General features: G+C 39.5%; 22 protein-coding genes. 13 read left to right on the top strand and 9 right to left on the bottom strand.

What is annotated here, in order from left to right:
* Positions 1-257: 257 nt before the first annotated feature.
* The 4 genes from BM130_RS07670 (at position 258) to BM130_RS07655 (ending at position 5,048) form a co-directional block, all read left to right on the top strand.
* Positions 258-1,466 carry a uracil-xanthine permease family protein gene (locus BM130_RS07670; protein WP_010527195.1) on the top strand — a complete coding sequence of 403 codons (1,209 nt, stop codon included), beginning with the start codon at positions 258-260 and terminating at the stop codon, positions 1,464-1,466.
* A 161-nt stretch (positions 1,467-1,627) separates the two neighbouring features.
* Positions 1,628-4,093, top strand: a complete 2,466-nt coding sequence (locus BM130_RS07665) for an AMP-binding protein (RefSeq protein WP_010527194.1) — start codon at positions 1,628-1,630, stop codon at positions 4,091-4,093.
* A gap of 191 nt (positions 4,094-4,284) precedes the next feature.
* Entirely contained in the window at positions 4,285-4,851 is a 567-nt protein-coding gene (locus BM130_RS07660; RefSeq protein WP_010527193.1) for a DJ-1 family glyoxalase III, read from the top strand.
* A 2-nt stretch (positions 4,852-4,853) separates the two neighbouring features.
* Positions 4,854-5,048: a deoxyribodipyrimidine photo-lyase gene (locus tag BM130_RS07655; protein ID WP_010527192.1), complete on the top strand. Its 195-nt coding sequence runs from the start codon at positions 4,854-4,856 to the stop codon at positions 5,046-5,048.
* Here BM130_RS07655 and BM130_RS07650 read toward each other — a convergent pair.
* Together BM130_RS07650 and BM130_RS07645 are read right to left on the bottom strand one after the other, a co-directional pair.
* Positions 5,002-5,799 carry a GIN domain-containing protein gene (locus tag BM130_RS07650; RefSeq protein ID WP_010527191.1) on the bottom strand — a complete coding sequence of 266 codons (798 nt, stop codon included), beginning with the start codon at positions 5,797-5,799 and terminating at the stop codon, positions 5,002-5,004. The genes BM130_RS07655 and BM130_RS07650 overlap by 47 nt on opposite strands.
* Before the next feature lie 348 nt (positions 5,800-6,147).
* Positions 6,148-6,960: a YdcF family protein gene (locus tag BM130_RS07645; RefSeq protein ID WP_010527190.1), complete on the bottom strand. Its 813-nt coding sequence runs from the start codon at positions 6,958-6,960 to the stop codon at positions 6,148-6,150.
* Positions 6,961-7,085: 125 nt separating this feature from the next.
* On the opposite strand from BM130_RS07645, the gene BM130_RS07640 reads away from it, so the two are divergent.
* Complete coding sequence (locus tag BM130_RS07640) at positions 7,086-7,601, top strand: nitroreductase family protein (RefSeq protein WP_010527189.1); 516 nt, start codon at positions 7,086-7,088, stop codon at positions 7,599-7,601.
* Here BM130_RS07640 and BM130_RS07635 read toward each other — a convergent pair.
* Together BM130_RS07635 and BM130_RS07630 are read right to left on the bottom strand one after the other, a co-directional pair.
* The gene (locus BM130_RS07635) at positions 7,588-8,571 is read right to left on the bottom strand and encodes a DUF6588 family protein (RefSeq protein WP_010527188.1); all 984 of its coding nucleotides are present in this window, start codon (positions 8,569-8,571) and stop codon (positions 7,588-7,590) included. The genes BM130_RS07640 and BM130_RS07635 overlap by 14 nt on opposite strands.
* 54 nt (positions 8,572-8,625) lie before the next feature.
* On the bottom strand, positions 8,626-9,615 hold the full coding sequence (locus BM130_RS07630; RefSeq protein ID WP_010527187.1) for a hypothetical protein: 990 nt from the start codon (positions 9,613-9,615) through the stop codon (positions 8,626-8,628).
* 268 nt (positions 9,616-9,883) lie between these two features.
* Between BM130_RS07630 and BM130_RS07625 the strand changes: the two genes are divergently transcribed.
* The 5 genes from BM130_RS07625 to BM130_RS07605 all read left to right on the top strand — a co-directional run bounded on the left by BM130_RS07625 (position 9,884) and on the right by BM130_RS07605 (position 16,441).
* On the top strand, positions 9,884-11,926 hold the full coding sequence (locus BM130_RS07625) for a M3 family metallopeptidase (protein WP_010527186.1): 2,043 nt from the start codon (positions 9,884-9,886) through the stop codon (positions 11,924-11,926).
* Positions 11,908-12,633: an AraC family transcriptional regulator gene (locus tag BM130_RS07620; RefSeq protein ID WP_010527185.1), complete on the top strand. Its 726-nt coding sequence runs from the start codon at positions 11,908-11,910 to the stop codon at positions 12,631-12,633. The genes BM130_RS07625 and BM130_RS07620 overlap by 19 nt, the downstream gene beginning before the upstream one ends.
* 146 nt (positions 12,634-12,779) lie before the next feature.
* Positions 12,780-15,221, top strand: coding sequence for a heavy metal translocating P-type ATPase (locus BM130_RS07615; protein WP_010527184.1), 2,442 nt, complete (start codon positions 12,780-12,782; stop codon positions 15,219-15,221).
* 56 nt (positions 15,222-15,277) lie between these two features.
* Complete coding sequence (locus tag BM130_RS07610; RefSeq protein ID WP_010527183.1) at positions 15,278-15,487, top strand: heavy-metal-associated domain-containing protein; 210 nt, start codon at positions 15,278-15,280, stop codon at positions 15,485-15,487.
* A 504-nt stretch (positions 15,488-15,991) separates the two neighbouring features.
* Positions 15,992-16,441 (top strand): methionine-R-sulfoxide reductase, encoded by a 450-nt coding sequence (locus BM130_RS07605; RefSeq protein ID WP_010527182.1) that lies wholly within the window; start codon positions 15,992-15,994, stop codon positions 16,439-16,441.
* Positions 16,442-16,515: 74 nt separating this feature from the next.
* Here BM130_RS07605 and BM130_RS07600 read toward each other — a convergent pair whose 3' ends face one another.
* On the bottom strand, positions 16,516-17,049 hold the full coding sequence (locus BM130_RS07600; protein ID WP_010527181.1) for a hypothetical protein: 534 nt from the start codon (positions 17,047-17,049) through the stop codon (positions 16,516-16,518).
* A 234-nt stretch (positions 17,050-17,283) separates the two neighbouring features.
* On the opposite strand from BM130_RS07600, the gene BM130_RS07595 reads away from it, so the two are divergent.
* Positions 17,284-18,003 carry a (Fe-S)-binding protein gene (locus tag BM130_RS07595; protein ID WP_010527180.1) on the top strand — a complete coding sequence of 240 codons (720 nt, stop codon included), beginning with the start codon at positions 17,284-17,286 and terminating at the stop codon, positions 18,001-18,003.
* A 20-nt stretch (positions 18,004-18,023) separates the two neighbouring features.
* Here BM130_RS07595 and BM130_RS07590 read toward each other — a convergent pair whose 3' ends face one another.
* Both BM130_RS07590 and purB read right to left on the bottom strand, forming a co-directional pair.
* Entirely contained in the window at positions 18,024-19,844 is a 1,821-nt protein-coding gene (locus BM130_RS07590) for an ABC transporter ATP-binding protein (RefSeq protein WP_010527179.1), read from the bottom strand.
* Positions 19,845-20,061: 217 nt separating this feature from the next.
* Positions 20,062-21,417, bottom strand: a complete 1,356-nt coding sequence (purB, locus tag BM130_RS07585; RefSeq protein WP_010527178.1) for an adenylosuccinate lyase — start codon at positions 21,415-21,417, stop codon at positions 20,062-20,064.
* A gap of 216 nt (positions 21,418-21,633) precedes the next feature.
* Here purB and BM130_RS07580 point away from each other — a divergent pair, with 216 nt between their 5' ends.
* Positions 21,634-22,356 carry a 16S rRNA (uracil(1498)-N(3))-methyltransferase gene (locus BM130_RS07580; protein WP_010527177.1) on the top strand — a complete coding sequence of 241 codons (723 nt, stop codon included), beginning with the start codon at positions 21,634-21,636 and terminating at the stop codon, positions 22,354-22,356.
* Here the strand turns inward: BM130_RS07580 and BM130_RS07575 are convergent.
* Positions 22,347-22,745, bottom strand: a complete 399-nt coding sequence (locus tag BM130_RS07575) for an RrF2 family transcriptional regulator (protein ID WP_010527176.1) — start codon at positions 22,743-22,745, stop codon at positions 22,347-22,349. The two genes, BM130_RS07580 and BM130_RS07575, sit on opposite strands and share 10 nt — an antisense overlap.
* A gap of 113 nt (positions 22,746-22,858) precedes the next feature.
* The gene (locus BM130_RS07570; RefSeq protein WP_010527175.1) at positions 22,859-24,502 is read right to left on the bottom strand and encodes a diphosphate--fructose-6-phosphate 1-phosphotransferase; all 1,644 of its coding nucleotides are present in this window, start codon (positions 24,500-24,502) and stop codon (positions 22,859-22,861) included.
* Positions 24,503-25,129: 627 nt separating this feature from the next.
* On the opposite strand from BM130_RS07570, the gene BM130_RS07565 reads away from it, so the two are divergent.
* Positions 25,130-26,350, top strand: coding sequence for a 6-phosphofructokinase (locus tag BM130_RS07565; protein ID WP_010527174.1), 1,221 nt, complete (start codon positions 25,130-25,132; stop codon positions 26,348-26,350).
* Positions 26,351-26,396: the final 46 nt, after the last annotated feature.

Genomic DNA, 26,396 nt, shown 5'->3' with positions numbered 1-26,396 from the left:
TGGGAAAAAGGTTTTCCACAATAAGAACATGTATAAAAACTAAGGCAGAAGTGCACAGGCAGAAGGCAGAAGAAGAAATTTTAATTAGGTATGCGGTACTTTTAACAATTGTTTATATTTTCGCCCCCGGAAAAATTTATTAAAACAATCCAAATTTTAAGTAGTTAGTCAATAGCCATCAGATTTGGTTACCTAAAGAACTATGAACTAATGACTAATTTTCCATCCGGTCAATAAATTATGTAAATTATATACTGATGAAACAACCTTCAACATTATCATTTCCCAAAAAAATTATTATAGGGGTTCAGTTTTTATTTGTAGCCTTTGGTGCCACAGTATTGGTTCCGCTACTGGTAGGTATTAATCCCTCCATAGCGTTGTTCACGGCAGGCATAGGAACGTTACTTTTTCATTTAATCACCAAAGGAAAAGTTCCGGTATTTTTAGGGAGTAGTTTTGCATTTATAGCACCCATCATAGAGGCTACCCGGCTGTTTGGCTATGCCGGCATGCTCTCAGGCATAATAGCTGTAGGTTTGGTATATAGCATAATGTCGGCGATAGTAAAATGGCGAGGCCTGGCAATTATAGATAAAGTATTTCCATCAATAGTTGTAGGTCCGGTAATAATGGTCATAGGGTTGTCACTGGCTCCGGTAGGGGTAGACATGGCCAAGGAAAACTGGCTTTTAGCGCTGATATCTTTAGCCACCGCCATAATAATTGTTGTATTTACCAAAGGGATGATAAAACTAATCCCTATATTTATGGGAATATTGACAGGCTATATAGTTGCTGTCGTAATTGGAGAAGTTGATTTTACCCCCATTCAGGAAGCTGCATGGTTGTCGCTTCCGGATTTTCAGATACCACACTTCAGCTGGGGGGCCATAATCTATATGATACCCGTAGCCATAGCACCGCTAATCGAACATATAGGTGACATGTATGCAGTAGGTGCTGTGGCCGACAAAAACTTCGTTAAAGAGCCCGGATTGCACCGTACCATGTTGGGTGACGGATTGGCCACCGCCCTTGCCGGAAGTATGGGTAGTGTTCCCAACACCACTTATTCGGAAGTTACGGGCGCCATATCGCTTACCAAAGTAGCGGATCCGTTTGTATTAAGGATTTCGGCCATCACAGCCATTTTGTTTTCGGTATTGGGGAAAATAAGTGGTTTTTTGGAATCTATTCCCGGAGCCGTGTTAGGAGGCATTATGCTTTTGTTATTTGGAACCATTGCATCGGTTGGTATTAAAACGCTCATCGATTCAAAAACCAATCTCAACAAAACACGGAACCAGGTCATAATATCGGTCATCCTGACCGTTGGCGTAGGTGGCGCCATTATTCAGTTTGGCAATTTTTCACTGGCAGGGATAGGCTTGTCGGCTGTCACAGGAGTTATCCTCAATTTAATCTTGCCGGATAAATCAAAACCCATAAAAATAAAAAAGTAACTAACAGAAAAACAATCTCTTTTATTAATTGTTATATACATACAGATTTAACGGTTTAGGAGTGGCTTTTATTTTCCGGCCCGTCAAATCTTATTGGTTAATTAGGCCACAAAAGCTTATTTTTGTGGCTTTATTTTTACTACTTGAATATGTTAAAAAACATGGGCCGAAAAGCGGCCATTATTTATGGAAATGATTCCATTAGTTATAGCGGTTTACTAAAACACATTGGTCAATATGCCGCTTCTTTCAAAATAGAGAAAAGTGGAACCGCCGCACTCTTTTTTGAGAACCGACCGGAATGGGTATACTCATTTTACGCCATTTGGAAAAATCAGGGGATACCCGTTCCCATTGATCATCTGGCCACTGCCGATGAAGTAGCCTATATTCTTAACGACTGTCGTCCCGAGATTGTTTTTACTTCCAAAAACAACCGCGAAACTCTGCTTAAAGCTATTGAAATAGCCGGCCTGACCACGCAAATCATCGATGTTGATTCCCTTTCGAATGAAAATCGGTCTGGCGCCCCCCAATACCATTTTCCCAAACCGGAAGCAACAGATACTGCAGTAATAATATACACATCGGGGACAACAGGCAGTCCCAAAGGGGTCATGCTTTCATTTGATAACCTTCTGGCCAATATTGAGGGAGTAGCTCATAAAATTAAAATCTACTCGCACGAAACCAGAACCATGATGCTTCTACCGTTGCATCATATTTTCCCTTTAATGGGCACGATGATTATTCCCCTTTATGTAGGAGGCACTATATCCATATGCCCCTCCATGGCATCAGAAGAAATTTTAAGCACCCTTCGAAACAGCAAAATAAATCTGCTGATAGGTGTACCACGACTGTATTCTGCCATTGGCAAAGGGATACGAGACAAAATCGATGCAAATAAAATTGCTAAATTTCTATTTCGGTTGTCTTCCAAAATAAACAACAAACGGTTTTCTCGTCTAATTTTTTCTTCCCTTCATAAAAAAATGGGTGGCGCATTGACCTATCTTGTTTCAGGAGGAGCAGCCTTAGACCCGGAAGTAGCCCAAGTCTTTAAGACATTGGGGTTTGAAGTACTGGAAGGTTATGGGATGACGGAGTCGGCCCCTATGATAACCTTTACCCGACCGGGTCGATTTAAAAGTGGTTCACCCGGTGAAGCCCTTCCCGGAACCAAAATAGAAATCATTGATGGTGAGATAACGGCCTCGGGCCGACAGATTATGAAGGGTTACTACAACCGTCCGGAAGAAACCGCAGAAGTATTAAAAGATGGTCGTCTCCATACCGGCGATTTGGGTTACCTTTCTGAAGAGGGTTTCTTATTTATTACCGGGCGAAAAAAGGAAATCATCGTTCTCTCCAACGGGAAAAATGTCAATCCTGCCGGGTTGGAACAAAAAATTGAGACCTCGCCCTTAGTACGCGAATGCGGGGTTTTCTTTAAAGATGATATGCTTCAGGCGATTATCGTTCCCGAGAAAAGTGCATTAATGGAAGCCGGCGAAACTGATAATCTAGAAGATATTATCCGGTGGGAAGTCATTGATACCTACAACAAGGAAGTATCTTCCTATAAAAAAATTATGCGCTTTTATCTTACCGATCAGGAATTACCCCGAACACGCCTTTCGAAACTGCAACGCTATAAACTAAAAGATTTAGTCAGGGATACCGGTGAAACCCGGGAAAAAACTTCTGCCCCGGAATTTGAAGAATACAAAATGATAGCCTCCTATCTTTCAAAAGAGAAGAACCGGACAGTATCACCACATCACCATATAGAGATGGACCTCGGCCTTGATTCGTTGGATAAAGTGGCCTTTCAAACCTATTTGGACCAGACCTTCGGTGTGAAGATGGAACCCACCGAGATGCTTAAATTTAACAATATACTATTGTTATCTGAACATATAAGGACCGTTAAAACCAAGATAACCGAACAGAAAATTAACTGGAAGGAAATTCTGAAGGAAAAAGTTCATATTAATCTTCCCAAAACATGGATTACCGGGAGTCTGTTTGTGCGTTTATCTAAATTTTTCTTTCATATCTACTTCCGATTTCGTGCCAAAGGGGTTAAGAATATTCCGGAAGGTCCGTGTATCATTACGCCGAACCATCAAAGTTTTTTCGACGGGCTATTCGTGGCATCTTATCTGAAGTCCAGGCAATTACGGAAGACCTACTTTTATGCCAAGGAAAAGCACATCAGACAACGATGGCTGAAGTTTCTGGCCAACAGAAACAACATCATCATTATGGATCTGAATAAAGACCTCAAAACATCGATCCAGAAAATGGCTGAAGTGCTCAAACGAAATAGAAACCTTATCATCTTTCCGGAAGGAACAAGAAGTAAATCAGGACATTTGGGCCCCTTCAAAAAAACCTTTGCCATATTAAGCAGGGAACTAAACGTTCCGATTGTCCCCGTATCCATTAAAGGAGCCCACAAAGCCCTGCCTAAAGGAAGCAAATTTCCCAAACCGTTCAAAAAAGTGGACGTTGAATTCCTTGAGCCTATATATCCGGGAAAAGAAAGCTACGAAACATTAACCGTTAAAGTAAAAAACAAAATTCAGTATAAAATCAATGAACCCGGCTTTCCCCGTTAAAATTACTTACTAAAAACAAATCACTAACAACAAACGAATTAAGCAAATTTAACTTATGTGAAACGGCTTTGAAAGCTTTGCATTTAGGGTAAATCTTACTAACTTTTGGACTTCCGGGAAAGAATAATCGTTGCACATTTAATTTGCCGGGAGACTCAAAATGTTTAACCAGTAATAATAATCAAAGCAATATGAAAAAAGCCGCTATATTTATTGCACCGGGGTTTGAAGAAGTAGAAGCCCTTACCCCGGCAGATGCACTGGTACGAGCAGGAGCCGATGTAGAGCTGATATCTATTACCGAAGAAAAAAACGTTACCAGCTCTCACGGTGTCACCATTGTATGTGATAGAGTTTTTCAAGGGAAACCCATCGAAGAAAAGGATATTCTTATTCTTCCGGGAGGCATGCCCGGTACCAAAAATTTGCAAGCTTACGAACCACTAACTCAACTTTTAAAAGATTACCATAATCGAAAAAAGTGGATCGGTGCCATTTGCGCTGCCCCCATGATTCTTGGAGAACTGGGATTTCTAAAAGGTCGTAAGGCAACCTGCTATCCGGGCTACGAACACCATTTGAAAGATGCACATCATTATCCTGTACCGGCCATCACCGATGGTCACATCATAACAGGTCGTGGTGTTGGTGCTGCCATGGAGTTCGCCATTGAAATAGCAGGTAATCTGCTGGGAGCTCAAAAAGCTTCAGAATTACGGAATAAAATGGTGGTTCCCCCACTGGCAGACCATTATTAATCATGCCAATTAAACCGGTTATTTATTGGTTTCGGAATGACCTTCGTCTGCACGACAACCCTGCCCAGTATCATGCCGTTCAATCTGGACGACCGGTAATTCCTGTGTTTATTTTTGATAACACCCGGGATCAGGAATTCCCGGGTTTGATTAATCGTCAGCGGGCAGAACCAAACCCTCTCCGGAAATATTTTTAATCACATTTTCCGGCTTTCCATAATAATAAATCCGGCCGTTGCCTACAATCAATGTTTCCAGCAAACCTGACACTCTGCAAAAAACCAACCCGGAACCGTAAAGACGCACATCACCATCGGTCATCATCAATTCCCGGGCAGAAATTTTTCCGGAACCTTCGAGTACAACGTTCCCATTGCCGGCCAAACCGTTTATATACAGATTGCCGGATCCCACCTGATGAACCAGCAATTGGCCGAAGTTACCATTGAGTTGTAAATTAGTACTACCTTCGGCAAACACGTTAAATTCTTTGCAATCAATATAAGCTCCCTTAACCTGAGAAACATCATAAACATTAATGTCCAATTGTGGCGATTGAATGGTATCGATGATAACTTTTCCACCGTTTAAAACTTCAATTAACGACAATTCGGAAGCAACAGTCAGAAAAATTTGAACCGACTTTCGAGAAATAATGGAAAAATTATTTTTTTCACTAATTTCCAAGATGCCATTATTTACTTCCGTCACAATGTAAGTCATTAAATTGGAGTCGGTCTCAATTACCAGGTCATTGGCTAACGATTGGCTAATATGCAACTCGAAACCGGCATCTAAATAAATCCCCTGAAAATTACCAATTTCGTTTGCCCTGCTCTCTGTTTTTAAGTTACCATCCCCCACAATATCGACATTAAAGATTTCATCGCACGAGGTAAAAATGCTCAACAGCAACAGCAAAACGAAATATAATACACCTGGTTTCATTAGTATATAATTTATTTAATTCATTGGTCTGATGGAACTCTCATGACCAAAGAGTTTAAAGTGAATAGTTTTTTGTTGTCGGATGTTTTAGTTACAATAATCACCTACAGCCTAACGGCCTATTGGCCTAATAGCCTAATTTGGCCATGCTCGTTTCATCCGTATAAAATTTACTTACTTCATTGATATATTGTTTCTTATAAGCAGCCATTAGTGGTTAGTTAATTGTCTATCTTACCAAACTCTTCAAGCCATTCAATCTCATCATCTAACAACAAAATAACCTATTGGCCTATTGACCTAATGGCCTATCGGCCTTTTCTGCCTGTGCACTTCTGCCTCTAAGTTTTATACATGTTCTTTTTGCGCCAAACCATTTTGGTCATGCTGGTTTTGTTCTTTAAAATAACCATTAATTCGATACATTACAAATCCGACCCATTCTCTAAAGAGAATTTCCCATGATTCCAGGGTTCCGGCAGATGGGATAACATAATCATTCCATTGTAAAGGTCTGACGCCTGACAGGGGGTCGGCAGGATAAGTCTCTACCTGAAATCCCTGACTTTTAAAACACCTGGCAGCACGAGGCATATGAAATGCCGATGTTACCAAAATTATCTTTTTTGACATACCTCTTCTCGTAAACAATTCCGAGGTTTTAACCGCATTTTCATAGGTATTTCGGGATTTTGCCTCCACTAAAATCCGCTCATCCATAACTTTAATATCCTCCAAATAATCTACCAATAACAATCCCTCAGAACGCTGCTTGTCGAATAAAGTTCCCTTTCCACCGGAAATAACCATTGTATCGGCAACACCTGTTTGTAATAACCATAAAGCCTGCCACAACCGATCAGAACTTTGCATAAATCGGGGCAAACCATTACTTCTGTTCTCTGAAGCCATCCCCCCCAGGACCACAACCGTACGACAGGAAGCGTCGAGAGAGGTCACTGACTTTTGAGGCGTCTCCCATAACGACGCAACAAAATGAAATATAGCACCATTTGAAAAAATCAATAGTAATGCCATTGCCAAGGTAAACAGTGAACGCCTCAACTTTTTCTTATAAACTATGGATAAAAATAACAGTATAATAATCCATATTAAGGGGGATAAAAAGACACTTAATAACCTGGATAAGATAAAAAACATAGGTTTAGATTTATGGTACTGTTTATTTCATGGTTATCTCCATCTATTGACTTAGTCATGAAAGATAACCAATGCATAATCGCTTCTAAAGTATTAATTTTGCCATAAACTAAAAGGAAAATATTATGGAATTTAAATCACTCATCACAACCCGCTATTCAGTAAGGAAATACAAACCTGAAAGGCTCTCAGAAGAACTGCTAAATGAGGTGTTAGAAGCCGGTCGTATGGCTCCTACAGCAGTAAACTATCAACCATTTGTATTTATTGTCATCAATGACCCGGAAAAACTCAAAGCGTTGTATGAAGCATATCCCCGCGAGTGGTTTGCCAAAGCGCCTCAAGTTATAGTAATTTGTAGCGACCACTCGGCTTCATGGAAAAGAGGTCACGATGGGAAAGACCATGCCGATATTGACGTAGCCATTGCAACGGACCATATGACGCTTCGGGCCACGGAACTGGGTCTTGGCACCTGTTGGGTATGTAATTTTGATCCGGGCAAAGTATCAAAAGCACTCAACCTCCCCGGGCACATAGAACCGACAGTGTTATTGCCGATTGGTCGTCCCGAAGAGGTTGAAGCACCCATTAAAAAGAGAAAACCGCTTTCTGAACTGGTTAGGTTTAACGGATATTAATACCCACGCCGGCAGTCAACACCGAATAATCGCCTACCGTATAATCGGCATGAATGGCCAGAAAACCAAGACGGAGACGTAAACCGGCGTTAAAATCAAAACCCGATGTCTTGTAATTCAATGAAAAAGGATCTAGTTCTTCGGACAAATCCTTAACATAATATGTGCCCTTCACATCAAAATCACTGTTGGTAGAGCCATAGCCCATCCCGGTATAAATCGCCACTACCGGGAAATTGGCTCCCAACAACAGCCGGGTGGTAAAAGCACCCGATGAAATGCCCAGTTCACCATCTGTTACAGTTACTTGCTCACTGCTTTCAATGCCGTAAGAAGAATCAAATTTAGTATAACCGGCAAGCACAGACATCTGCAAAAAGGGTACTCTTTTAACAAAAGGAATATAATTTTTTAAACTGTGTTTCACTCCAAAGCCCAGCACGCTCACTTCGCCGGCATCACCGAAATCCATGGAAGGAACCACTCGTGCCATAATTTCGGTATTAAAGGGCAGCCCCACAGCGGCCTGTACCATAGGTATGGGAAGTTTGTCATTGCCCGAACCGTTAGGCAGCTCAAAGCTTACAAAATCACCGGTGCCATCAGGTGAAATTGAAGGCCGGGTATCCATCTCCCCGGCAATGGTTGGGGCAATGCCGTCGCCACTAACATTAACTCCCTCCATCCCCAGGCTATTTACATCGAAAGTTTTAGCAGAAGCAGGTGCCACAGCATTCATCACACTCACAGTAAGGTCAAATCCCCCAAATTTATGAACCTTAGCACTATTGTACCATCCGGCATTGAGGGCGGTACCAAGCATTTCTCCATAAGGCCGTAAATAAGCTTTGGTTAATATCTCGGCATTTTGTTGTCCAGCCTGAAAAAAATCTCTCAATGCTTCCTGTGAAAAACCAATATGGCTGATCATCAGGACAGAAAAAACAATAAAACACTTTTTTAAATTCATGTGATCCAAGTTTTGGTTAATTCCTCTATTAATCTAAACTCTATCTAAATATAATCACTGTTTTTGCAAAAGACGTCGGGCCATTGTTAAACTAATTCTCCGATTTCCTTCAAAAGCAACGATAAAACCATAAATTCCTTCTTCCTTCATTTTCCGGATTGCCGCTCCGGTAGTATTAAACCGTCCGGCCGAAAATTTGTACCATACACCATCCTTAACTTCAATCACAGGTAAAGGTCCGCTATAAATATCTTTTACTTGTTGATTGTTAACCTTTTTTTTGGTAGCCAAAAACTGGATGGAAAAATATATACCGGGTTCTTTGTTTCCGACTTCCTTCTCTTTGTTTTGCAAAATGTTTTTTTCTACGTTACCTAAACTATTCGGTTTCACATTTTTTAAAGTTTCTGAAACTATTTCAGGCTTTTCTGGTTCATCATCAGCCTCATCAACGTCACTATTATCCTTCACTTCTGCAACGGGCTTTTCCTTTTCATCAGTCTGGTCATTCTTTTCCGGCACCATTAAGGCAGTCAAATCCTGCAATGCTTTCGACTCTATTCTGTAGGCTTCTTCAGCAAAGCTCAAGGGCGATTGGCCGGGAAGCATACTTACCCCCCTCTCCCTTATAACGTAACCTTGCCGAAATTGGTACTTCACTTCATCTTCAATTTCTTTAAATTTGGTCGGATACTCCTTTTGCATGTACTTTTTCAATATTCGTAACTGCATTTTATTGGCATCTTCATAGTAAGTAGAAGCTTTCAGTTGAAGCCTGTACATCCGCTCCTCCATTTGAGCCAGGCGCATTGGCTTTTCATCAGCCGAAGATTTTAGTTCGTCTATCTCCTCTTTCAGGCGGTCTGATTTCATATAAAAATATTCCCCTTGCCTGATTTTCTTTTCGACCTTTTTAAGCTTTTTCCCGTACTTCAAATACACGTCATCTGCCGAAAGCAAAAAAACAGAGTCTTGCTGACCCCATAAATTTCCAACTAAAAATATCGACAAAAAAAATACTATAGCAAACAATTTCTTTTTCATGGCCCCGGTAATTATTCCATCTTATATAGCAATTAAACAGCCATTTTGTTTGCTTTTTCAAAAATCTCTTCGCCATAAAATATAAAACCAATCAAAATCATTCCACATTCAAAAAACGAATGGTACTTTTGGCCATTCTGAAAATTTTGGCAATTCTATAACTTAAAATATGTTTCAATAAATTTTTCCAACCATGAGACTAAACCTATTAACTTTGTTGCTGTTTTTCATTATTACAGCAAATTATTCATGTAAAAACAAGACAAATATGAATGACAACAATCCTCTATTGCAACCATTTAATACGCCGCACCAAACGGCACCTTTCGATAAGATAAGTGAAGACCATTTCATGCCGGCCTTTGAACTGGCCATGAAAGAAGGCAGAGATGAAATAGCTGCAATCATAAACAATCCGGAACCGCCAACCTTCGAGAATACAATAGAAGCCCTCGAAAAATCGGGGGAACGACTTGACCGCATCAGTAACATATTTTTCAACCTCAATGCTGCCGAAACCAACGAAAAAATTCAAAGCATAGCCAGAGAAGTATCTCCAATGCTTTCTGAATATTCAAATGATATTTGGCTCAACGAAAAGCTTTTCGCAAAAGTTAAGACGGTTTATGACCAGTATCATACTTCCCCTGCACTTACGGAAGAACAACATAAGTTACTGGAAGACACCTATAAAAGTTTCACTCGCCGGGGTGCTTTGTTATCGGGTGACGAGAAAGAAAAATATCGTGAAATATCGGCCGAACTATCCAAACTTTCTCTCCAATTTGGGGAAAACGTATTAGCCGAAACCAACGATTTCAAGCTTCACATCACCAATCCCGAAGACCTGGCAGGACTACCTCAGGACGTAATTGATGCTGCTGCCCTGAAGGCAAAAAATGAAAATTTGGAAGGATGGATTTTTACGCTCCATTTTCCAAGCTATTTCCCCTTCATGAAGTTTGCCGACAACCGGGAACTTCGAAAAAAAATGTACATGGCCTACACAACAAGGGGTAATAAAGGTAACAATCGCGACAATAAAGAAATCATAAAAAAAATTGTAGCCCTGCGTCTCGAAAAAGCAAAACTACTGGGATACAATAATCACGCAGAATATGTTTTGTCGGAAAGGATGGCCAAAACGCCCGACCGCGTAAACCGTTTTTTGCAGGAACTTCTCGAAGCCTCGCTTCCTTTCGCCCAAAAAGAGGTTAAAGAAGTGGAAGATTTTGCACGTAAGACGGGATTTAAGGACACTCTGCAAAGATGGGACTTTGCTTATTATTCCGAAAAGTTAAAAACCGCCAGGTATAATATTAGTGATGAAATGACCAAACCCTACTTCCAGCTGGAAAAGGTCAAAGAAGGAATTTTCGACTTAACCAACCGCCTTTACGGAATTACTTTTAAAAGAAATTCCGACATACCGGTTTACCATGACGAAGTAGAAGCTTATGAGGCCTATGATGCCGATGGTTCATTTCTGGCTGTTTTGTATCTCGACTTCTTTCCGAGAGAAGGGAAGCAGGGAGGTGCCTGGATGACCTCATATCTTGACCAGCATATTGAAAATGGAAAGGATATACGTCCGCATATTTCGGTAGTCACCAATTTCACCCGCCCCACAGAATCAAAACCATCATTGTTAACGTTTAACGAGGTCACCACTTTTCTGCACGAATTCGGCCATGCCTTACATGGAATGTTGAGTCGCGTCACCTATGAATCGTTATCGGGGACATCGGTATTCCGTGATTTTGTAGAACTACCCTCTCAAATCATGGAAAACTGGGCCCAACAGAAAGAGTGGTTACATATGGTCGCCAAACACTACGAAACGGGAGAAACCATTCCCGATGAATTAGTTGACAAAATAGTAGCTGCGGGGAATTTCCAAAGCGGATATGCAACAGTACGTCAAATCAGTTTCGGATTGAATGATATGGCATGGCATACCCTTGAAGAACCAATCGCTACCGACGTTACCAATTTCGAAAAGTCGGCAATGCAACCCACCGAACTTTTCCCGGATGTTGAAGGAACCTGCATGAGTACTGCCTTTAGTCATATCTTTAATGGTGGCTATGCCGCCGGATATTATGGCTATAAATGGGCGGAAGTATTGGATGCACATGCCTTTCAATTGTTTAAACAAAACGGTATCTTTGATAGAAAAACAGCACAAGCCTTTCGTGAAAATATTTTGGAAAAAGGCGGCACCAAGGACCCCATGGAGCTATACATTGCATTTAGAGGTGAAGAGCCATCCATTGATGCCTTACTGATAAGATGCGGATTAAAAAATTAGGAAAAGACCGGAAGGCAGAAGCGGTAATTGAAATCGCGAAATATCTCAGGATTTTGGGCGTTTTAACAGGAACCTATCATTTAATTTGGGCCAATTCCGTTTCTGTCTTCTGCCCTTCAAACCTTAATAATATTGATGTCATGACAACGCTTCACATCAAAAATATGGTTTGCCCGCGTTGCATAATGGCGGTGAAAAAAATATTAACCGAAGCCGGACTTCATCCCATATCTGTTGAATTGGGAATTGCAGAAATCCGGGAAGAGGAGATTTCCACTGACAAGATGCAGGAAATAGACCAAAAGCTTCACGAAATAGGCTTCGAACGAATTGAAAACCGTGATAAGCAACTGGTTGATAACATAAAAACACTCATCATCAAACAAATTCATCATCAAAGCCCGGAACAGGGCTTTAACTGGTCGTCGTGGCTCGCTCAACAAATCAATCACGATTACCGATTTATTAGTCAACTCTTTTCGGGGATGGAAGGAATTACCATCGAGCAGTTTATCATCAAGCAAAAGATTGAAAAAGTTAAAGAACTCATCGCATACGGCGAAATGAACTTTTCTGAAATTGCCTACGCACTAGGATATAGCAGTCCGGCTCATATGTCCAATCAATTCAAAAAAATTACTGGGATGACCCCTCGCCAATTCAAACAATTACGTAAACCCCAAAGAAACAGCATTGATAGTATTTAGTCATTAGTGAATTAGTGATTAGTGATTTAGTGATTAGTGATTTAGTCATTAGTGGTTACTCCTTAAATCCGGCGTGTAAGTATTTCCGAAAATAATGCAAAAAATAAGAAGGATGCTAAGTTACCTTTGTAACAAAAGGTATCGTTATGGCATCGAAAAAACAAAAATGGTATATTTCCATCGATAGCACCAGCAGTGATGTACAAGAATCGCTAATAGCCAAAATTTTCAAGGAAGCAAATGAAATAGAGCACTGGAGTTGGGAGGTCAACAATCAACGTATTGTGGTTATCACCCAAAACCGAAAAGCCATATTGGAAATAATTGACCGCTTAAAAAAAGCCGGTTTAAAACCTTTGGTAAAAGAAAAAATACTACCCGTCGACGGCATGTCATGTGCTGCATGTGCCGGAAGTGTGGAAAGTATGTTGCAATCACTGCCCGGCATAATCGAGGCCAATGTAAACCTGGCGGGAAATAGCGTACATGTCACCTGGCTGCCGGAAAATATCGATGTATACCAAATGCAAAAATCCATACGTTCAATCGGTTATAACCTGATAGTGGATGATGATGAAAATAGTGAGCAGCTGCTCGAAGAATCCCGACGAAAAAAAAGCCGGCAAACTAAAATACGGTTGATATGGGCCGGATTGCTGGCCTTTCCTGTATTCCTTGTTGGTATGTTTTGGAATCACATTCCAATGGCCAATTACATTATGTGGGTTTTGACGACACCTGTTTTGTTTGTTTTTGGCCGTCATTTTTTTATAAATGCAATAAAACAGGCAAAACATGGCAGTGCCAATATGGATACCCTAGTGGCCATAAGTACCGGAATAGCTTATCTCTTTAGCTGCTTTAACACACTATTCCCGAAAGTCTGGACCACCAGAGGATTGGAGGCACATGTCTATTTTGAGGCATCGGCTGTAATCATTGTCTTTATCATGTTAGGGAAATGGCTGGAAGAACGAGCAAAAGAACGTACTTCTTCTGCCATAAAAAAACTGGCAGGCTTGCAACCCAAAACTGTAATAAAACTTCAGTCAGATGGTTCGTGGCAAGAAACAGATATCCGCGATGTTGCGACAGGCGACTGTTTGCTTGTAAAACCCGGCAACAAAATTCCTGTAGATGGCGAAGTTGTTGACGGCAACTCATTTGTGGACGAAAGTATGATAACCGGCGAGCCGATGCCGGTTGAAAAAAATAACGGAAGCAAGGTCTTTTCAGGTACCATAAATCAGTCGGGAACCTTTACTGTTAAAGCATTAAAAATCGGGAACGAAACATTACTGGCACAAATTATCAAAACTGTAAAAGAAGCACAGGCGAGTAAAGCTCCGGTTCAACAGCTTGCCGACAAAGTAGCGGGCATCTTTGTACCATCTGTCCTTTCCATAGCCTTACTTACGTTTTTAATATGGGTTATTTTCGGTGGCACCACTTATCTTTCCCAGGCTCTACTGGCAACAGTTTCGGTTCTGATAATAGCCTGTCCTTGTGCACTGGGGCTGGCAACCCCCACTGCTATTATGGTAGGCATTGGTATTGGCGCTACAAAGGGAATTCTCATTAAAAACGCTTCTGCTTTAGAAAAAGCCAGACAAATTAAAGCAATGGTTTTCGACAAAACAGGAACCATCACTGTAGGTTCACCCGAAGTTACCGACCTAAAATTAATTACCGGAACAGAAAAGGAAAACCAAGTCCTTTCATTCCTTTATTCTGTCGAAAGTCGCTCAGACCATCCCATAGCCCCGGCCATCACCAGTTATTTGAAAGAAACTAAGGAAATACAAAACTATCAAGTTTCGGATTTTCAGAACATGGCCGGGCATGGCCTCAAAGCAACAATTAAAGGTGACAAAATCCTCATCGGCAACATACAATTTATGAAGTCTCAAGGGATTGAAATCTCTCAGGAATTATATAAAGTTTCAGAAAAATGGCAAGAAAAGGCCCAAACGGTGATTTGGATGGCAATTAATAAAACGCCGGCAGCAATTGTGGCAGTATCCGACCGAATTAAAACCTCTTCCAAAAAAGCGGTTAATATATTACAAAATCTAGGCATCAAACAATATTTATTGACCGGCGACAATGAACAAACTGCCAAAGCGGTAGCTCAGGAAACCGGAATCATGCAATACCGTGCAAATGTTCTACCCGCAGACAAAGCTCAGTTTATTAAAACCCTTCAAAAACAATACAATGTTGTTGCAATGGTTGGCGACGGCATAAATGACTCGGAAGCACTGGCGCTGGCTGACGTTTCCATGGCTATGGGTAAAGGTTCGGACATCGCTATGGATGTGGCAGATTTAACCATTATGACATCAGACTTAAATAAAATACCGGAAGCCATAACACTTTCACATAAAACGGTTAGAACCATAAAACAAAATCTTTTCTGGGCTTTTTTCTATAATGTTGTTGCCATACCCATTGCTGCAGGAATCCTCTATCCTTTTACGGGATTTTTACTTAATCCGATGATTGCGGGAGCAGCTATGGCTTTCAGCTCGGTATCGGTAGTCAGTAACAGTCTTCGCTTAAAAGGTTCATTTAAAAGAAACAAGTGATAAACACCAATAAATCATTCAAAACTTTCGCAAAAATTAAACTAAAAGTAATAACCATGAAAACTCTGAAATTCAAAACAAATGTCAAGTGCAACGGATGTATTAAAGCCATCACACCTTTTCTGGAGAAATCGAACAATATCGCCCGATGGAACGTTGATTTAGAGACACCCGACCGAATTTTATCAGTTGAGACCGACGGGGATGCAGAGGAAATCATTCAATTACTTAAAGATGCCGGCTACTCTGCAGAAATAATTAATTAAGGAAAGGAACGTGACCTAAAAGATTTGTCACATTAAAGACATGTATAAACGACCCAGGCAGAAGTGCACTGGCAGAAAAGGCCGATAGGCCATTAGGCCAATAGGATATTTTGTTGTTAGATGATGAGATTGAATGGCTTGAAGAGTTTGGTAAGATAGACAATTAACTAACCACTAATGACTATTGACTAACAACTACTTTTAAGAAGCAATATATCAATAAAGTAAGTAAACTTTATACGAATGAACGAGCATGGCCAGATTAGGCTATTAGGCCAATAGGCCGTTAGGCTGTAGGTGATTATTGTAACTAAAACATCCGACAACAAAAAACTATTCACTTTAAACTCTTTGGTCATGCGAGTTCCATCAGACCAATAACTTAAAAAAATTTATACTGATGAAACGAGCATGGCGACTTAAATCACAAAAGAACATCTATTTCAAGTAATAACAAAAGACACAAAGATGAGCCATTAGCAAAATACGGTTAACCGACATATTATGAAATATTTATTCCATTTAATTTTAATTATCATCACCTTTAATGTTATGGCACAAAAAGATAGCACTGCATTTCAGTTTCAGCAATTAACACCCGAAGAAGAATATGTGATTGTACATAAAGGCACCGAACTCCCTTTTACCGGAAAATACTACCAACATGAAGAAGCAGGGATATATACCTGCAAACGTTGCGGAGCGCACCTTTACAGAAGTAACGATAAGTTTGATGCCCGTTGTGGATGGCCCAGTTTTGATGATGAAATAGAAGGGGCTGTAAAGCGAGTTCCCGATGCCGACGGACGACGTACCGAAATTATCTGTGCCAAATGCGGTGGCCATTTAGGGCATGTCTTTACAGGCGAAGGTTTCACCCCAAAAAACACTCGCCATTGTGTGAATAGTATCTCTTTAAATTTCATCCCGGCAGATTCCTTAAAAAAGGAATAATTTTCTGCCGGGATTTATCACTTGGGCTATCATTACATATCTATGCCTGCTATCCATTCCGGTAAAAAGAAGAATCAATTTACTACGATCTTAGAAATAACTAAAACAGTACCTCCCGGGCCATATAAAGTCACAACATAGATGCCTCTTTTTAACCCAGAAGTTTGAAAAATCAATCTCTCTTCAACAAATTTTTTACGTTGGTCTGATACAATTGTGCCGGTAATATCAAAAAGAACTCCTGAAAACCTAATATTTTCCTTAGTCGTTACAACAATTTGATTATCATTTTTACTATACCAAATCTTAAAAGTAGATTGGTCCATTTTCTCACTTAAAGAAATAAAATCGAAGTCCTCATTGGTTGATAAAATATTATTCCCGAAAACATCTTCTGCATGATAAAAAAACAGATCATTTTTTAGTTGCCTCAAAGCACCCTTATGTTCGTCGGATTCTATAAATTCAATGGTCTGGCCTGAAAAACAATCATCCACACCATTAATACATCCCTTCGATTTCAAAGTGACATCGTCGTATACAACATTGAAACCGAAAAGATTAACAGAAAGAACCAATAAAAACATTCCCAGGTAAAATTTCTTCATCCGCACAACTTTAAAATTTTGCCGTTAAATTAGAAAACCTTTTAAAAACCACCAAACTTAAACCATTAAAAATCAGAATTATGTTTTTACATCAGAAAGGAAAGCCTAATTTCAAAACCTTATTTATGTAACAAACGCATTGGTTGCAAAACTTAATAACCCATCAAAATATCATCACCATAAAAGGTGTCAATTACTGATGAAACCTTAAATTTGCAATAAATAAAAAATAACATGACAGTAGATTTATTTATTCCTTGTTTCATCGATCAGCTATATCCTGATACCGCCTGGAATGTGGTAAAAATTCTTGAAAAAGCGGGTGTTGAAGTAAACTATAATTCCCGGCAAACATGTTGTGGTCAACCCACATTCAATAGTGGATACTGGAAAGAATCAAGAAAAATAGCCCAAAAGTTTATCCGCGATTTTTCCAATGACCGCCCCATTGTTGTCCCTTCGGCTTCATGTGCAGGATATATCCGCAATCACTACCCTAAATTATTCAAAGATGACGCTTCAATGCAGGACGAAGTGAACAGGGTTTGTAAAAATGTGGTAGAATTAACCGATTTTTTAGTTAACCATTTAAAGAAAGAGAATTTTGAAGCCAGTTTTCACCATAAAGTAACCTATCACGATGCATGTTCAGCGCTTCGTGAATATGGTATCAAAGATGAACCGCGTCGGTTATTATCGCATGTAGAAGGTCTTGAATTTAAAGAATTACCTGAAAATACCACTTGCTGCGGATTTGGAGGTACATTTATGGTCAAATTCGTACCTGTTTCCACCGCAATGGTTGAACAAAAAGTTGAAAATGCCTTATCAACCGGAGCCGAATATATTGTTTCAACAGAAGCATCATGTCTACTGAACATTCAAAGTTATATCCGGAAACACGACTTACCCATAAAAACCATTCATATTGCCGATATACTGGCCAGATTCTGAACATGAACCTTAACCCAACATTACCCCATTTGTAATTGGTGTAGTTTTTTATAAACGCCACCTTTTTCTATTAATTCTACATGATTTCCAGTTTCTACAATTTCTCCATCCTGGAAAACGTAGATGCAATCGGCATTTCTAACAGTAGAGAGTCGGTGAGCTATCACTATGGATGTACGATTGGCCATCAGTTTTTCCAGGGCGTCCTGAACCAACTTTTCGGATTCGGTATCGAGTGCAGATGTGGCTTCATCCAAAATGAGTATTGGTGGATTTTTCAGAACCGCACGAGCAATACTGATACGCTGACGTTGGCCACCTGATAAACGGCTGCCACGGTCGCCAACAACTGTATCATATCCTTTCTCGGTTGCCATTATAAAATCATGCGCATTGGCAATCTTTGCGGCCTCTTCAACCTCCTCAAGAGTGGCATTTTCGACGCCGAAAGCAATATTATTAAATATTGTATCGTTGAAAAGTAGCGCATCCTGATTCACATTTCCCATTAAGTTTCGCAGGTCATGTATTTTTAACTGCCGTATATCGATTCCATCAATTAAAACGGCACCTTCCTGCACATCATAAAAACGAGGAAGCAGATCAACAAAAGTTGATTTACCGCTTCCTGATTGACCAACCAGGGCTATTGTTTTCCCTTTGGGGATATAAAGAGAAATATTTTTTAAAACAGGGGTATGATTATAAGCGAAGGTAACATTTCTATATTCTATTCCCTCTTTCAAATCATTAATGCTTTTAGCATTAGCCACTTCTTTAATCTTCACTTCGGCACTTAAAAGATTATCTATACGATCATAGGCTGCCAACCCTTTCTGAATATTGTAGAGAGCCTTTGAAAAATTCTTGGCAGGATTTATTACCTGATAAAATATCCCCAAATAGGCCAGAAAGCCGGCGGCACTAATAGTGTTTGTTTCAGTCAGAATAAGGGTACCACCAAACCAGACCAAAATAACAACAACGATAGTTCCCAAAAATTCACTCATGGGATGAGCCAGGTCTCGACGCCGCATCAATCGATCCATTATAGATCGATATTCTTCCACCTCGCCTTCAAAACGCTGATTCATTCTCTTTTCTGCATTAAAAGCTTTTACAATCCTTAGTCCGGAAAGGGTCTCTTCAATTATCCCCATTAAGTCTCCCATTTTATTTTGTCCGGATCTGGAAGTTTTTTTCAAGCTTTTCCCTACCCTTCCAATAATTAATCCGGCGAGCGGTAAAACCACCAAAACAAAAAGCGTAAGCTTTACACTGAAAATCAGCATGGCGGCAAGAAAAACAACGATAAGCACCGGATTTTTAAGGAACATATCGAGTGATGACATAATAGAATTTTCAACTTCTTGAACATCACCTGTGGAACGAGCAATGATATCCCCTTTTCGTTCATCACTAAAATATCCGTTATGCAGATCTAATATTTTACGATAAATTTGTTGTCTAAGGTCTCTTACCACACCATTTCTAATACCAATACTGGCATAAGAGGCCAAATAAGTGAAGCCTGTTTTCAAAAAAGTTCCTATTATCAAAAACACTCCTACAAACAAAAGGGACCAACCGGGTCCATAATTCGTTTTTAAAAGAGTAATATAATAGTATAAATTGTGTTTAATATCACTAAAATTGAAGCTCCATTCAACTAAAGTGAAAACCTCACTTTCCTGAGAAAGAATTATCTCCAACATAGGAATCATTAAAGCAACGGAAAAAACAGCAAATAACCCCGAAAGGAGATTAAACAGAAAGTTTAAAACCAACAAATGTTTGTAAGGCGGTAAATACCGCTTCATTATAAACCAAAAATCTCTCATTAAAAGACAATTAATTTCTTTTTCATAAAACGCCACACAACATATGGGCTGCACCCCATAAAAAAGCCGTATAAAACCAGCACCATAAAATTGTAGTGACTATTCTACGTCTATTAAACTTTATTTTAAACGATTCTTCTATCTATAACCCAAATGATGCCTTAAAAAATAAAATTTGTCAACTGCAAAAAAGTGGGAGAATCAAGGCCTGGTAACATTAATATAAATCGACACCCGTATAGTTCCCGGGCGATATCTTTTTAAGTTCTTCCTTTACTTTATCACTAACATCCAATGTATCGACAAAGCGCGCAATAGACTCTTCATTGACTTTTTCATTTGTACGAGTCAATTCTTTCAAAGCTTCATAAGGTTTAGGGAAGCCTTCTCGCCTTAAAATAGTTTGCATTGCTTCGGCTACTACAACCCAATTGTTTTCAAGGTCTTTTTCAATGGCAGTTTCATTAATTAATAATTTATCCAGACCTTTTTTCAACGATTGCATAGCCAAAATGGAATGAGCCAACGGCACACCAATATTTCTCAGCACGGTGCTATCAGTTAAGTCTCTCTGAAGTCTGGATATTGGAAGTTTAGCCGATAAATGTTCAAACAAAGCATTGGCCACACCCAAATTACCTTCGGCATTTTCAAAATCGATGGGGTTTACTTTATGTGGCATGGCACTTGAACCTACTTCACCCTTTTTAATTTTTTGCTTGAAATATTCCATCATGATATAGGACCAGAAATCACGGGCCAAATCGATCAAGATGGTATTTATTCTTTTGAAATTATCAAAGATAGCACCAAGGTTATCATAATGTGAAATTTGAGTAGTCACTTGCTCACGTTCCAGCCGAAGTTTATTTCGCACGAAACCATTGGCAAATTCGACCCAATCAATATTTGGGAAAGCCACCTTATGGGCATTAAAATTACCGGTAGCACCACCAAACTTGGCTGAACAAGGGAGCTCTTTTAATAATTGCAACTGGCGCACTAATCGCTCCACAAAAACGCGAATTTCTTTACCCAAGCGTGTTGGAGAAGCAGGCTGCCCATGCGTACGTGCCAGCATTGGAATATTTTTCCATTCCTCAGATAAGGAATCTAATTTGGCTATCAGCTCTTCCAAAAAGGGATAATATACTTCATGGACCGCATCCTTCAAAGAAAGCGGGATAGCTGTATTATTCACATCCTGAGAAGTCAAACCAAAATGAATAAACTCTTTATATTTTTGCAAACCAAGCTCGTCGAATTTTTCTTTAAGGTAGTATTCAACAGCTTTTACATCATGATTAGTTATGTTTTCAATTTCTTTTACCTTTTCGGCATCTTCTAATTTAAAGTTACGATATATGCTTCGTAGCGATTCAAAAAGATCCGAATCAAAACTTTTCAGAGGTTCCAGAGAAATTTCACATAAAGCAATAAAGTATTCAACTTCTACCAAAATCCGGTAACGGATTAGTGCATATTCCGAAAAATAAGAAGCCAAACCATCCACTTTGGACCGATAACGTCCGTCGATGGGAGATATGGCTGTGAGTAAATGAAGATCTGTCATAATTTAATCACTTTTTTGCCCTGGCAAAGGTAGGAAAAATAACTAACATGAACTGATACAAATCCAATCACGCAAATCAAAGCGACGAAATTGAATTATGATATAACATTTTATTAGTCCAAAATTTAAAATTATTACTTTTGAATTTTGCAAGACACAATAAAAAATTATTCCACATTCGACAACAAGACAAAATAGAGACAATTAAAATGTTCTATGCACGTATTCTACGATCCCGACATATTAAATAATAGTGGAATTCTCAATGAAGAAGAATCCAGGCATTGCGTAAAAGTACTTCGACATAAAGAAGGAGATTTAATAAAGGTCATCACCGGTCAGGGTGAATGTTATACCTGTACCATTATCGAAGCTTCCGTCAAAAGATGCCGACTTAAAATAGAGAGCCGGGAATCAGCAAAAAAAAGTTCCACTGTATGCCATATAGCCATTGCTCCAACCAAAAGCATTGATCGTTTCGAATGGTTTATAGAGAAAAGTACGGAGCTGGGGATTGACAAAATAACGCCAATTCTTTGCCATCAATCGGAAAGAAAACAAATTAGGTTATCAAGGCTGGAAAAGGTGATTATTTCGGCCACAAAGCAATCGCTACGTTTTTGGAAACCGTCAATAACAGAATTAACCAATTTAAAAGATTTTCTATTGGCAAATCATCCCGAAAAATTAAAATTTATTGCCTATTGTGATGAAAAGGTCGAACGTCAACCGTTATCCGCCCAATTATTGGATCGTGACAAAACCCAAAGTGTGCTAATTTTAATTGGCCCTGAAGGGGATTTTACGGAAGAAGAAGTAACGATTGCCATAGACCAAGGATTCATTCCCATTTCATTAGGTAGAAATCGGCTAAGGACCGAAACCGCTGGAATCTCGGCCTGCATGACCGTAAGACTGATGGAAAGTCTTCACAAATAGTCTTTCAGTGTATGTTCCGCAAGGTAATCTCTAATTTGCTTTGAAACATTTGGTGAAAGATCACCCATCAAACATTGGCCAAAGGGACAATGATCATGGTTCATGGGGCAAGTCTGAACAACTAAGGGCCCTTCAATAGCTTCATAAATATCTAACAGGGTAATTTCATGCGGAAGCTTTTTTAACTTAAACCCACCAGTAGGCCCTCTGTTAGAAGTTACAAACCCTTCTTTAGATAGTCGTTGCATTACTTTGGCGACATGATGACGCGAGCTTCCAATAAACTCTGCAATACGATTAACATTTAGCATCTCATTGGATCGTGCAATCAAAACCATGCTATGAAGACCGATTGAAGCAGCTTCAGTAAGAGCAAATATATTTCCCATAGAAAAAATGGCTAATGACAGGCAAGAATAAAAAAACAAAATCAACCCGTACCTCGAAAAATGGAATGCATCGCAGGTACGGGTTATAAAAAGGTGTATAACTTAAATTACTTTTAGCGCTCTAAAGCCAATGTTTTGGTTGGCAAATCACAAACTTCAGAGGGCCCGAAGTATTGAATAGGACCAGGATAAATGTACTGTGTATTCAAGGCCCAGTCATCACGATTTTCTGCAAATTTCTTAAAGGGAGCTCCGTCAAGGTTAACCAGTGCCTTCTGGATAACAGGTTTCATAACCCCATGCCTACGTTCCAGATTCATCATGCTGGTAATGGGCACACCACCAGCCAACCACTCATCGGCAGGTGCAGTCAAATTGCGCACGGAAGCCATATAACCAGTTTTTCCTTCAGCAATAAGAATAGCGGCAGCATTACCCAAAGAATAAGTATAATCGGCATCAAAATTAGAAGGAGCAGCACAACGACCCTCATAACCAAAGAAGTGGGCCTGAGCTTTAAATTTACCTTTAAATTTACCTTCTTTCTTAAGAGCTTTAACTTTAGCTTTGACCATATCGATCAACAACTTCTCAGTCTCAATCATAGAAACCTGAACGTTACCATGTGGATCCCTGTCAAGAAGTAATTGATTGGCAAAGCTATTTGGGAGTTGTGTAAAGACTTCGGCCGACTCTTTTGATAATTTTCCTGCAACAAATTCACGACGTTCCTTATTGCTTTCCAAATTATTAACTTCAGATTCAAATTTAGCCAGAAGGTCATTTAATTCCCCGATAAGAGTCTTCATAGCTGGGATGAATTCAACCAATCCTTCAGGGATAAGAACGGTACCGAAGTTTTCTCCTTTTTCGGCTCTCTTAACGACCACATCCACAATTTGATTCACAACATCATCGAGGGTCATATTTTTGGCTGCAACTTCCTCTGAAATTATGGTAACATTAGGCTGTGTTTGCAAAGCACATTCGAGTGCAATGTGTGAAGCAGACCGACCCATCAATTTGATAAAGTGATAATATTTCTTAGCAGAATTAGCATCTCTTTGGATATTACCAATGAGTTCGCTGTAAACTTTACAAGCGGTGTCGAAACCAAAAGAAGTCTCGATCATTTCGGTTTTCAGGTCACCATCAATGGTTTTTGGGACTCCAACAACCTGAATTCCTGCACCTTTGGCCATAAAATATTCTGCTAAAACTGCGGCATTGGTATTAGAATCGTCACCACCAATAATAACTAAAGCCTTTATACCAAGCTTTTTACAGTTTTCCAAGGCTTTTTCGAATTGCCATTCTTCTTCCAGTTTGGTTCTTCCGGAACCAATAATATCAAATCCTCCAGTATTGCGGTAACAATCGATGATATCAGAAGTTAATTCCTTATAAACGTTATCGGTTAAGCCACTAGGTCCTCCAAGGAAACCATATAATTGGCTGTTGCTGTTAAGCCGCTTGATTCCGTCAAATAAGCCTGAAATAACGTTATGTCCACCAGGCGCCTGACCACCAGAAAGAATAACCCCTACTTTTATAGCAGGATAATCTTTTTTTTCATCAGAAGTCTCAAAGGACAAAACAGGCAAACCATAGGTATGAGGAAACATTTTCTCAATTTCGGCCTGGTCGGCAACAGATTGAGTTTTTTCCCCTTCTACAATTTTCACGCTGCCTTTCAATGCGGCAGGAACTTTGGGAATGTATTTTTCCCTTGCAATTTGGAGTGCACTTTTTATCATATTCAAAATGATTTATTGATTTTTTATAATCAAAATGGGGTAATATTCTTACAAATTGAAGGCAAAAAGCCGGATTACTTTACACCTTCACAACTGCCTGATTTTCCAGCTGCAAATTTGAAAATATTTTTTCAGAATTGGAAACAACCTTCCTAAAAAAAGAAAAATAAAACTAAATCTAATACACTTGGCTATTTCAACAATATTTTTCAATGCCAGAAAACGAATCAAAAAATGAGCTTTTATTCCATAGATCCTATAATAAACTGGAGTTTCCTCAAAAATCCGCTGAAAAGAGACAAAACATATAGATCCTTAGGAAATTAGAAGGAAAGAAATCTGAAAAGTCATTTTAAAAAAAGATTCCTTAAAAAAATTGCGTCCATTTTACGATCTTCGCTGTTAGACTAAACTTCAGAACGCTTATGGACGCAAATTCTTTATTATTGAACCGATTCAAGATGCAATGTAATAAATTTTCAGGAACTATTACATAATAAATGAATCATTATTAATATCTCAAATAATTATTGAAATATAACTATTAATTCCTTACCTTGAATCGGGTATCTGAGTTTTGATACAAAATTAATTTTTTTAGTTCAGCAAATATAACTACTCAAAGCAATGATTCACTCCTCAAAGAATTCCAAAACTATAGGTATTCTAACTGGCGGCGGAGACGTACCCGGATTAAATCCGGCCATCCGCGCCACAACATTGAGAGCTATCCGAGAAGGGTATCGGGTAATAGGCATAAAAAACGGTTGGAAAGGCTTAATTTCCATTGACCCTTCCAAACCATTAAGTGAGCAAGAGTATTGCATTGAACTCAATGAGAATATTGTATCGCGCATTGGAAGAAGTGGGGGTACTTTTCTTCACTCCAGCCGAACGAAAGCCGATAAAGTTGCTTTCAAAGACTTACCGGAGCATTTGCAAGGGAAATATACAAAAGAACTCAACGATCTCACCTCGGAAGCACTGAAAGCTATTTCATGGCTCGGCCTCGACTATCTAATTCCAATAGGAGGCGACGACACTTTAAGCTATGCCTTTCGCTTACATAAAGAAGGTGTAAAAATAATAGCCATTCCCAAAACTATGGACGGCGATGTCCCGGGAACGGAATATTGCATTGGCTTTAGCACATGTGTTACCCGCACCATAGAACTGACCCATGCTTTGCGAACGTGCGCCGGGTCACATGAACGCTTCCTGGTATTGGAAGTGTTTGGCCGCAATGCGGGCTTTTCGGCCCTACTTCCCACATTGGGTGGTGCAGCTGATCGCTGTGTTATTCCTGAACACCCTTTTGATATGGAAAAATTAACAGAGCTAATGGTTGAAGACAGAAACAACAATCCAAGCAACTATTCAATTGTATTGGTATCGGAGGGTGCCAAGATAAAAGGCCAATCAGAGATTTTCGAAAGCCATGAAACCGATAGTTTCGGGCACAAAAAGCTTGGAGGAATTGGCGATATTGTTGCCAGTCAACTCAAAAAACTTTCTTCAAAATATAATAAAGGCAAAGAAATAAATATCATATATCAAAAACTTGGCTATCTGGTGCGATCGGGACAACCCGATGCAATGGACTCAATTGTTCCAACCGCTTATGGGAATCTGGCTTTAGACTTAATCGCCCAGGGAATATCGGGAGAAATGGTATGCATCCGTAACGGACTCTATGACCATGTTCCTATTGAAGTGGTAAAAAAAGACCCAAAAGGTGAAAGCATCAAAAAAGTCAACGTTAAAAAATTCTATGATACAAACAGATACCGTCCAATTTATGAGAATTTAATTGGCGATCCTATGCTGATTATGACACGAGGTTATTAATTTTACCGGCTTTCTATTATAATTTAACACTAACTTTTAATCCTTA

The sequence above is a fragment of the Thermophagus xiamenensis genome, assembly GCF_900112795.1.
GTDB lineage: Bacteria > Bacteroidota > Bacteroidia > Bacteroidales > Marinilabiliaceae > Thermophagus > Thermophagus xiamenensis.
This window is presented reverse-complemented; position numbering and strand designations above follow the sequence as displayed.

What these genes read in the sequence shown, in the direction of transcription:
- BM130_RS07670 (WP_010527195.1), top strand. Translation starts at nt 258, where the DNA reads ATGAAACAACCTTCAACATTATCATTTCCCAAAAAAATTATTATAGGG.
- BM130_RS07665 (WP_010527194.1), top strand. Translation starts at nt 1,628, where the DNA reads ATGGGCCGAAAAGCGGCCATTATTTATGGAAATGATTCCATTAGTTAT.
- BM130_RS07660 (WP_010527193.1), top strand. Translation starts at nt 4,285, where the DNA reads ATGAAAAAAGCCGCTATATTTATTGCACCGGGGTTTGAAGAAGTAGAA.
- BM130_RS07655 (WP_010527192.1), top strand. Translation starts at nt 4,854, where the DNA reads ATGCCAATTAAACCGGTTATTTATTGGTTTCGGAATGACCTTCGTCTG.
- BM130_RS07650 (WP_010527191.1), bottom strand. Translation starts at nt 5,799, where the DNA reads ATGAAACCAGGTGTATTATATTTCGTTTTGCTGTTGCTGTTGAGCATT.
- BM130_RS07645 (WP_010527190.1), bottom strand. Translation starts at nt 6,960, where the DNA reads ATGTTTTTTATCTTATCCAGGTTATTAAGTGTCTTTTTATCCCCCTTA.
- BM130_RS07640 (WP_010527189.1), top strand. Translation starts at nt 7,086, where the DNA reads ATGGAATTTAAATCACTCATCACAACCCGCTATTCAGTAAGGAAATAC.
- BM130_RS07635 (WP_010527188.1), bottom strand. Translation starts at nt 8,571, where the DNA reads ATGAATTTAAAAAAGTGTTTTATTGTTTTTTCTGTCCTGATGATCAGC.
- BM130_RS07630 (WP_010527187.1), bottom strand. Translation starts at nt 9,615, where the DNA reads ATGAAAAAGAAATTGTTTGCTATAGTATTTTTTTTGTCGATATTTTTA.
- BM130_RS07625 (WP_010527186.1), top strand. Translation starts at nt 9,884, where the DNA reads ATGAATGACAACAATCCTCTATTGCAACCATTTAATACGCCGCACCAA.
- BM130_RS07620 (WP_010527185.1), top strand. Translation starts at nt 11,908, where the DNA reads ATGCGGATTAAAAAATTAGGAAAAGACCGGAAGGCAGAAGCGGTAATT.
- BM130_RS07615 (WP_010527184.1), top strand. Translation starts at nt 12,780, where the DNA reads ATGGCATCGAAAAAACAAAAATGGTATATTTCCATCGATAGCACCAGC.
- BM130_RS07610 (WP_010527183.1), top strand. Translation starts at nt 15,278, where the DNA reads ATGAAAACTCTGAAATTCAAAACAAATGTCAAGTGCAACGGATGTATT.
- BM130_RS07605 (WP_010527182.1), top strand. Translation starts at nt 15,992, where the DNA reads ATGAAATATTTATTCCATTTAATTTTAATTATCATCACCTTTAATGTT.
- BM130_RS07600 (WP_010527181.1), bottom strand. Translation starts at nt 17,049, where the DNA reads ATGAAGAAATTTTACCTGGGAATGTTTTTATTGGTTCTTTCTGTTAAT.
- BM130_RS07595 (WP_010527180.1), top strand. Translation starts at nt 17,284, where the DNA reads ATGACAGTAGATTTATTTATTCCTTGTTTCATCGATCAGCTATATCCT.
- BM130_RS07590 (WP_010527179.1), bottom strand. Translation starts at nt 19,844, where the DNA reads ATGAGAGATTTTTGGTTTATAATGAAGCGGTATTTACCGCCTTACAAA.
- purB (WP_010527178.1), bottom strand. Translation starts at nt 21,417, where the DNA reads ATGACAGATCTTCATTTACTCACAGCCATATCTCCCATCGACGGACGT.
- BM130_RS07580 (WP_010527177.1), top strand. Translation starts at nt 21,634, where the DNA reads ATGCACGTATTCTACGATCCCGACATATTAAATAATAGTGGAATTCTC.
- BM130_RS07575 (WP_010527176.1), bottom strand. Translation starts at nt 22,745, where the DNA reads ATGGGAAATATATTTGCTCTTACTGAAGCTGCTTCAATCGGTCTTCAT.
- BM130_RS07570 (WP_010527175.1), bottom strand. Translation starts at nt 24,502, where the DNA reads ATGATAAAAAGTGCACTCCAAATTGCAAGGGAAAAATACATTCCCAAA.
- BM130_RS07565 (WP_010527174.1), top strand. Translation starts at nt 25,130, where the DNA reads ATGATTCACTCCTCAAAGAATTCCAAAACTATAGGTATTCTAACTGGC.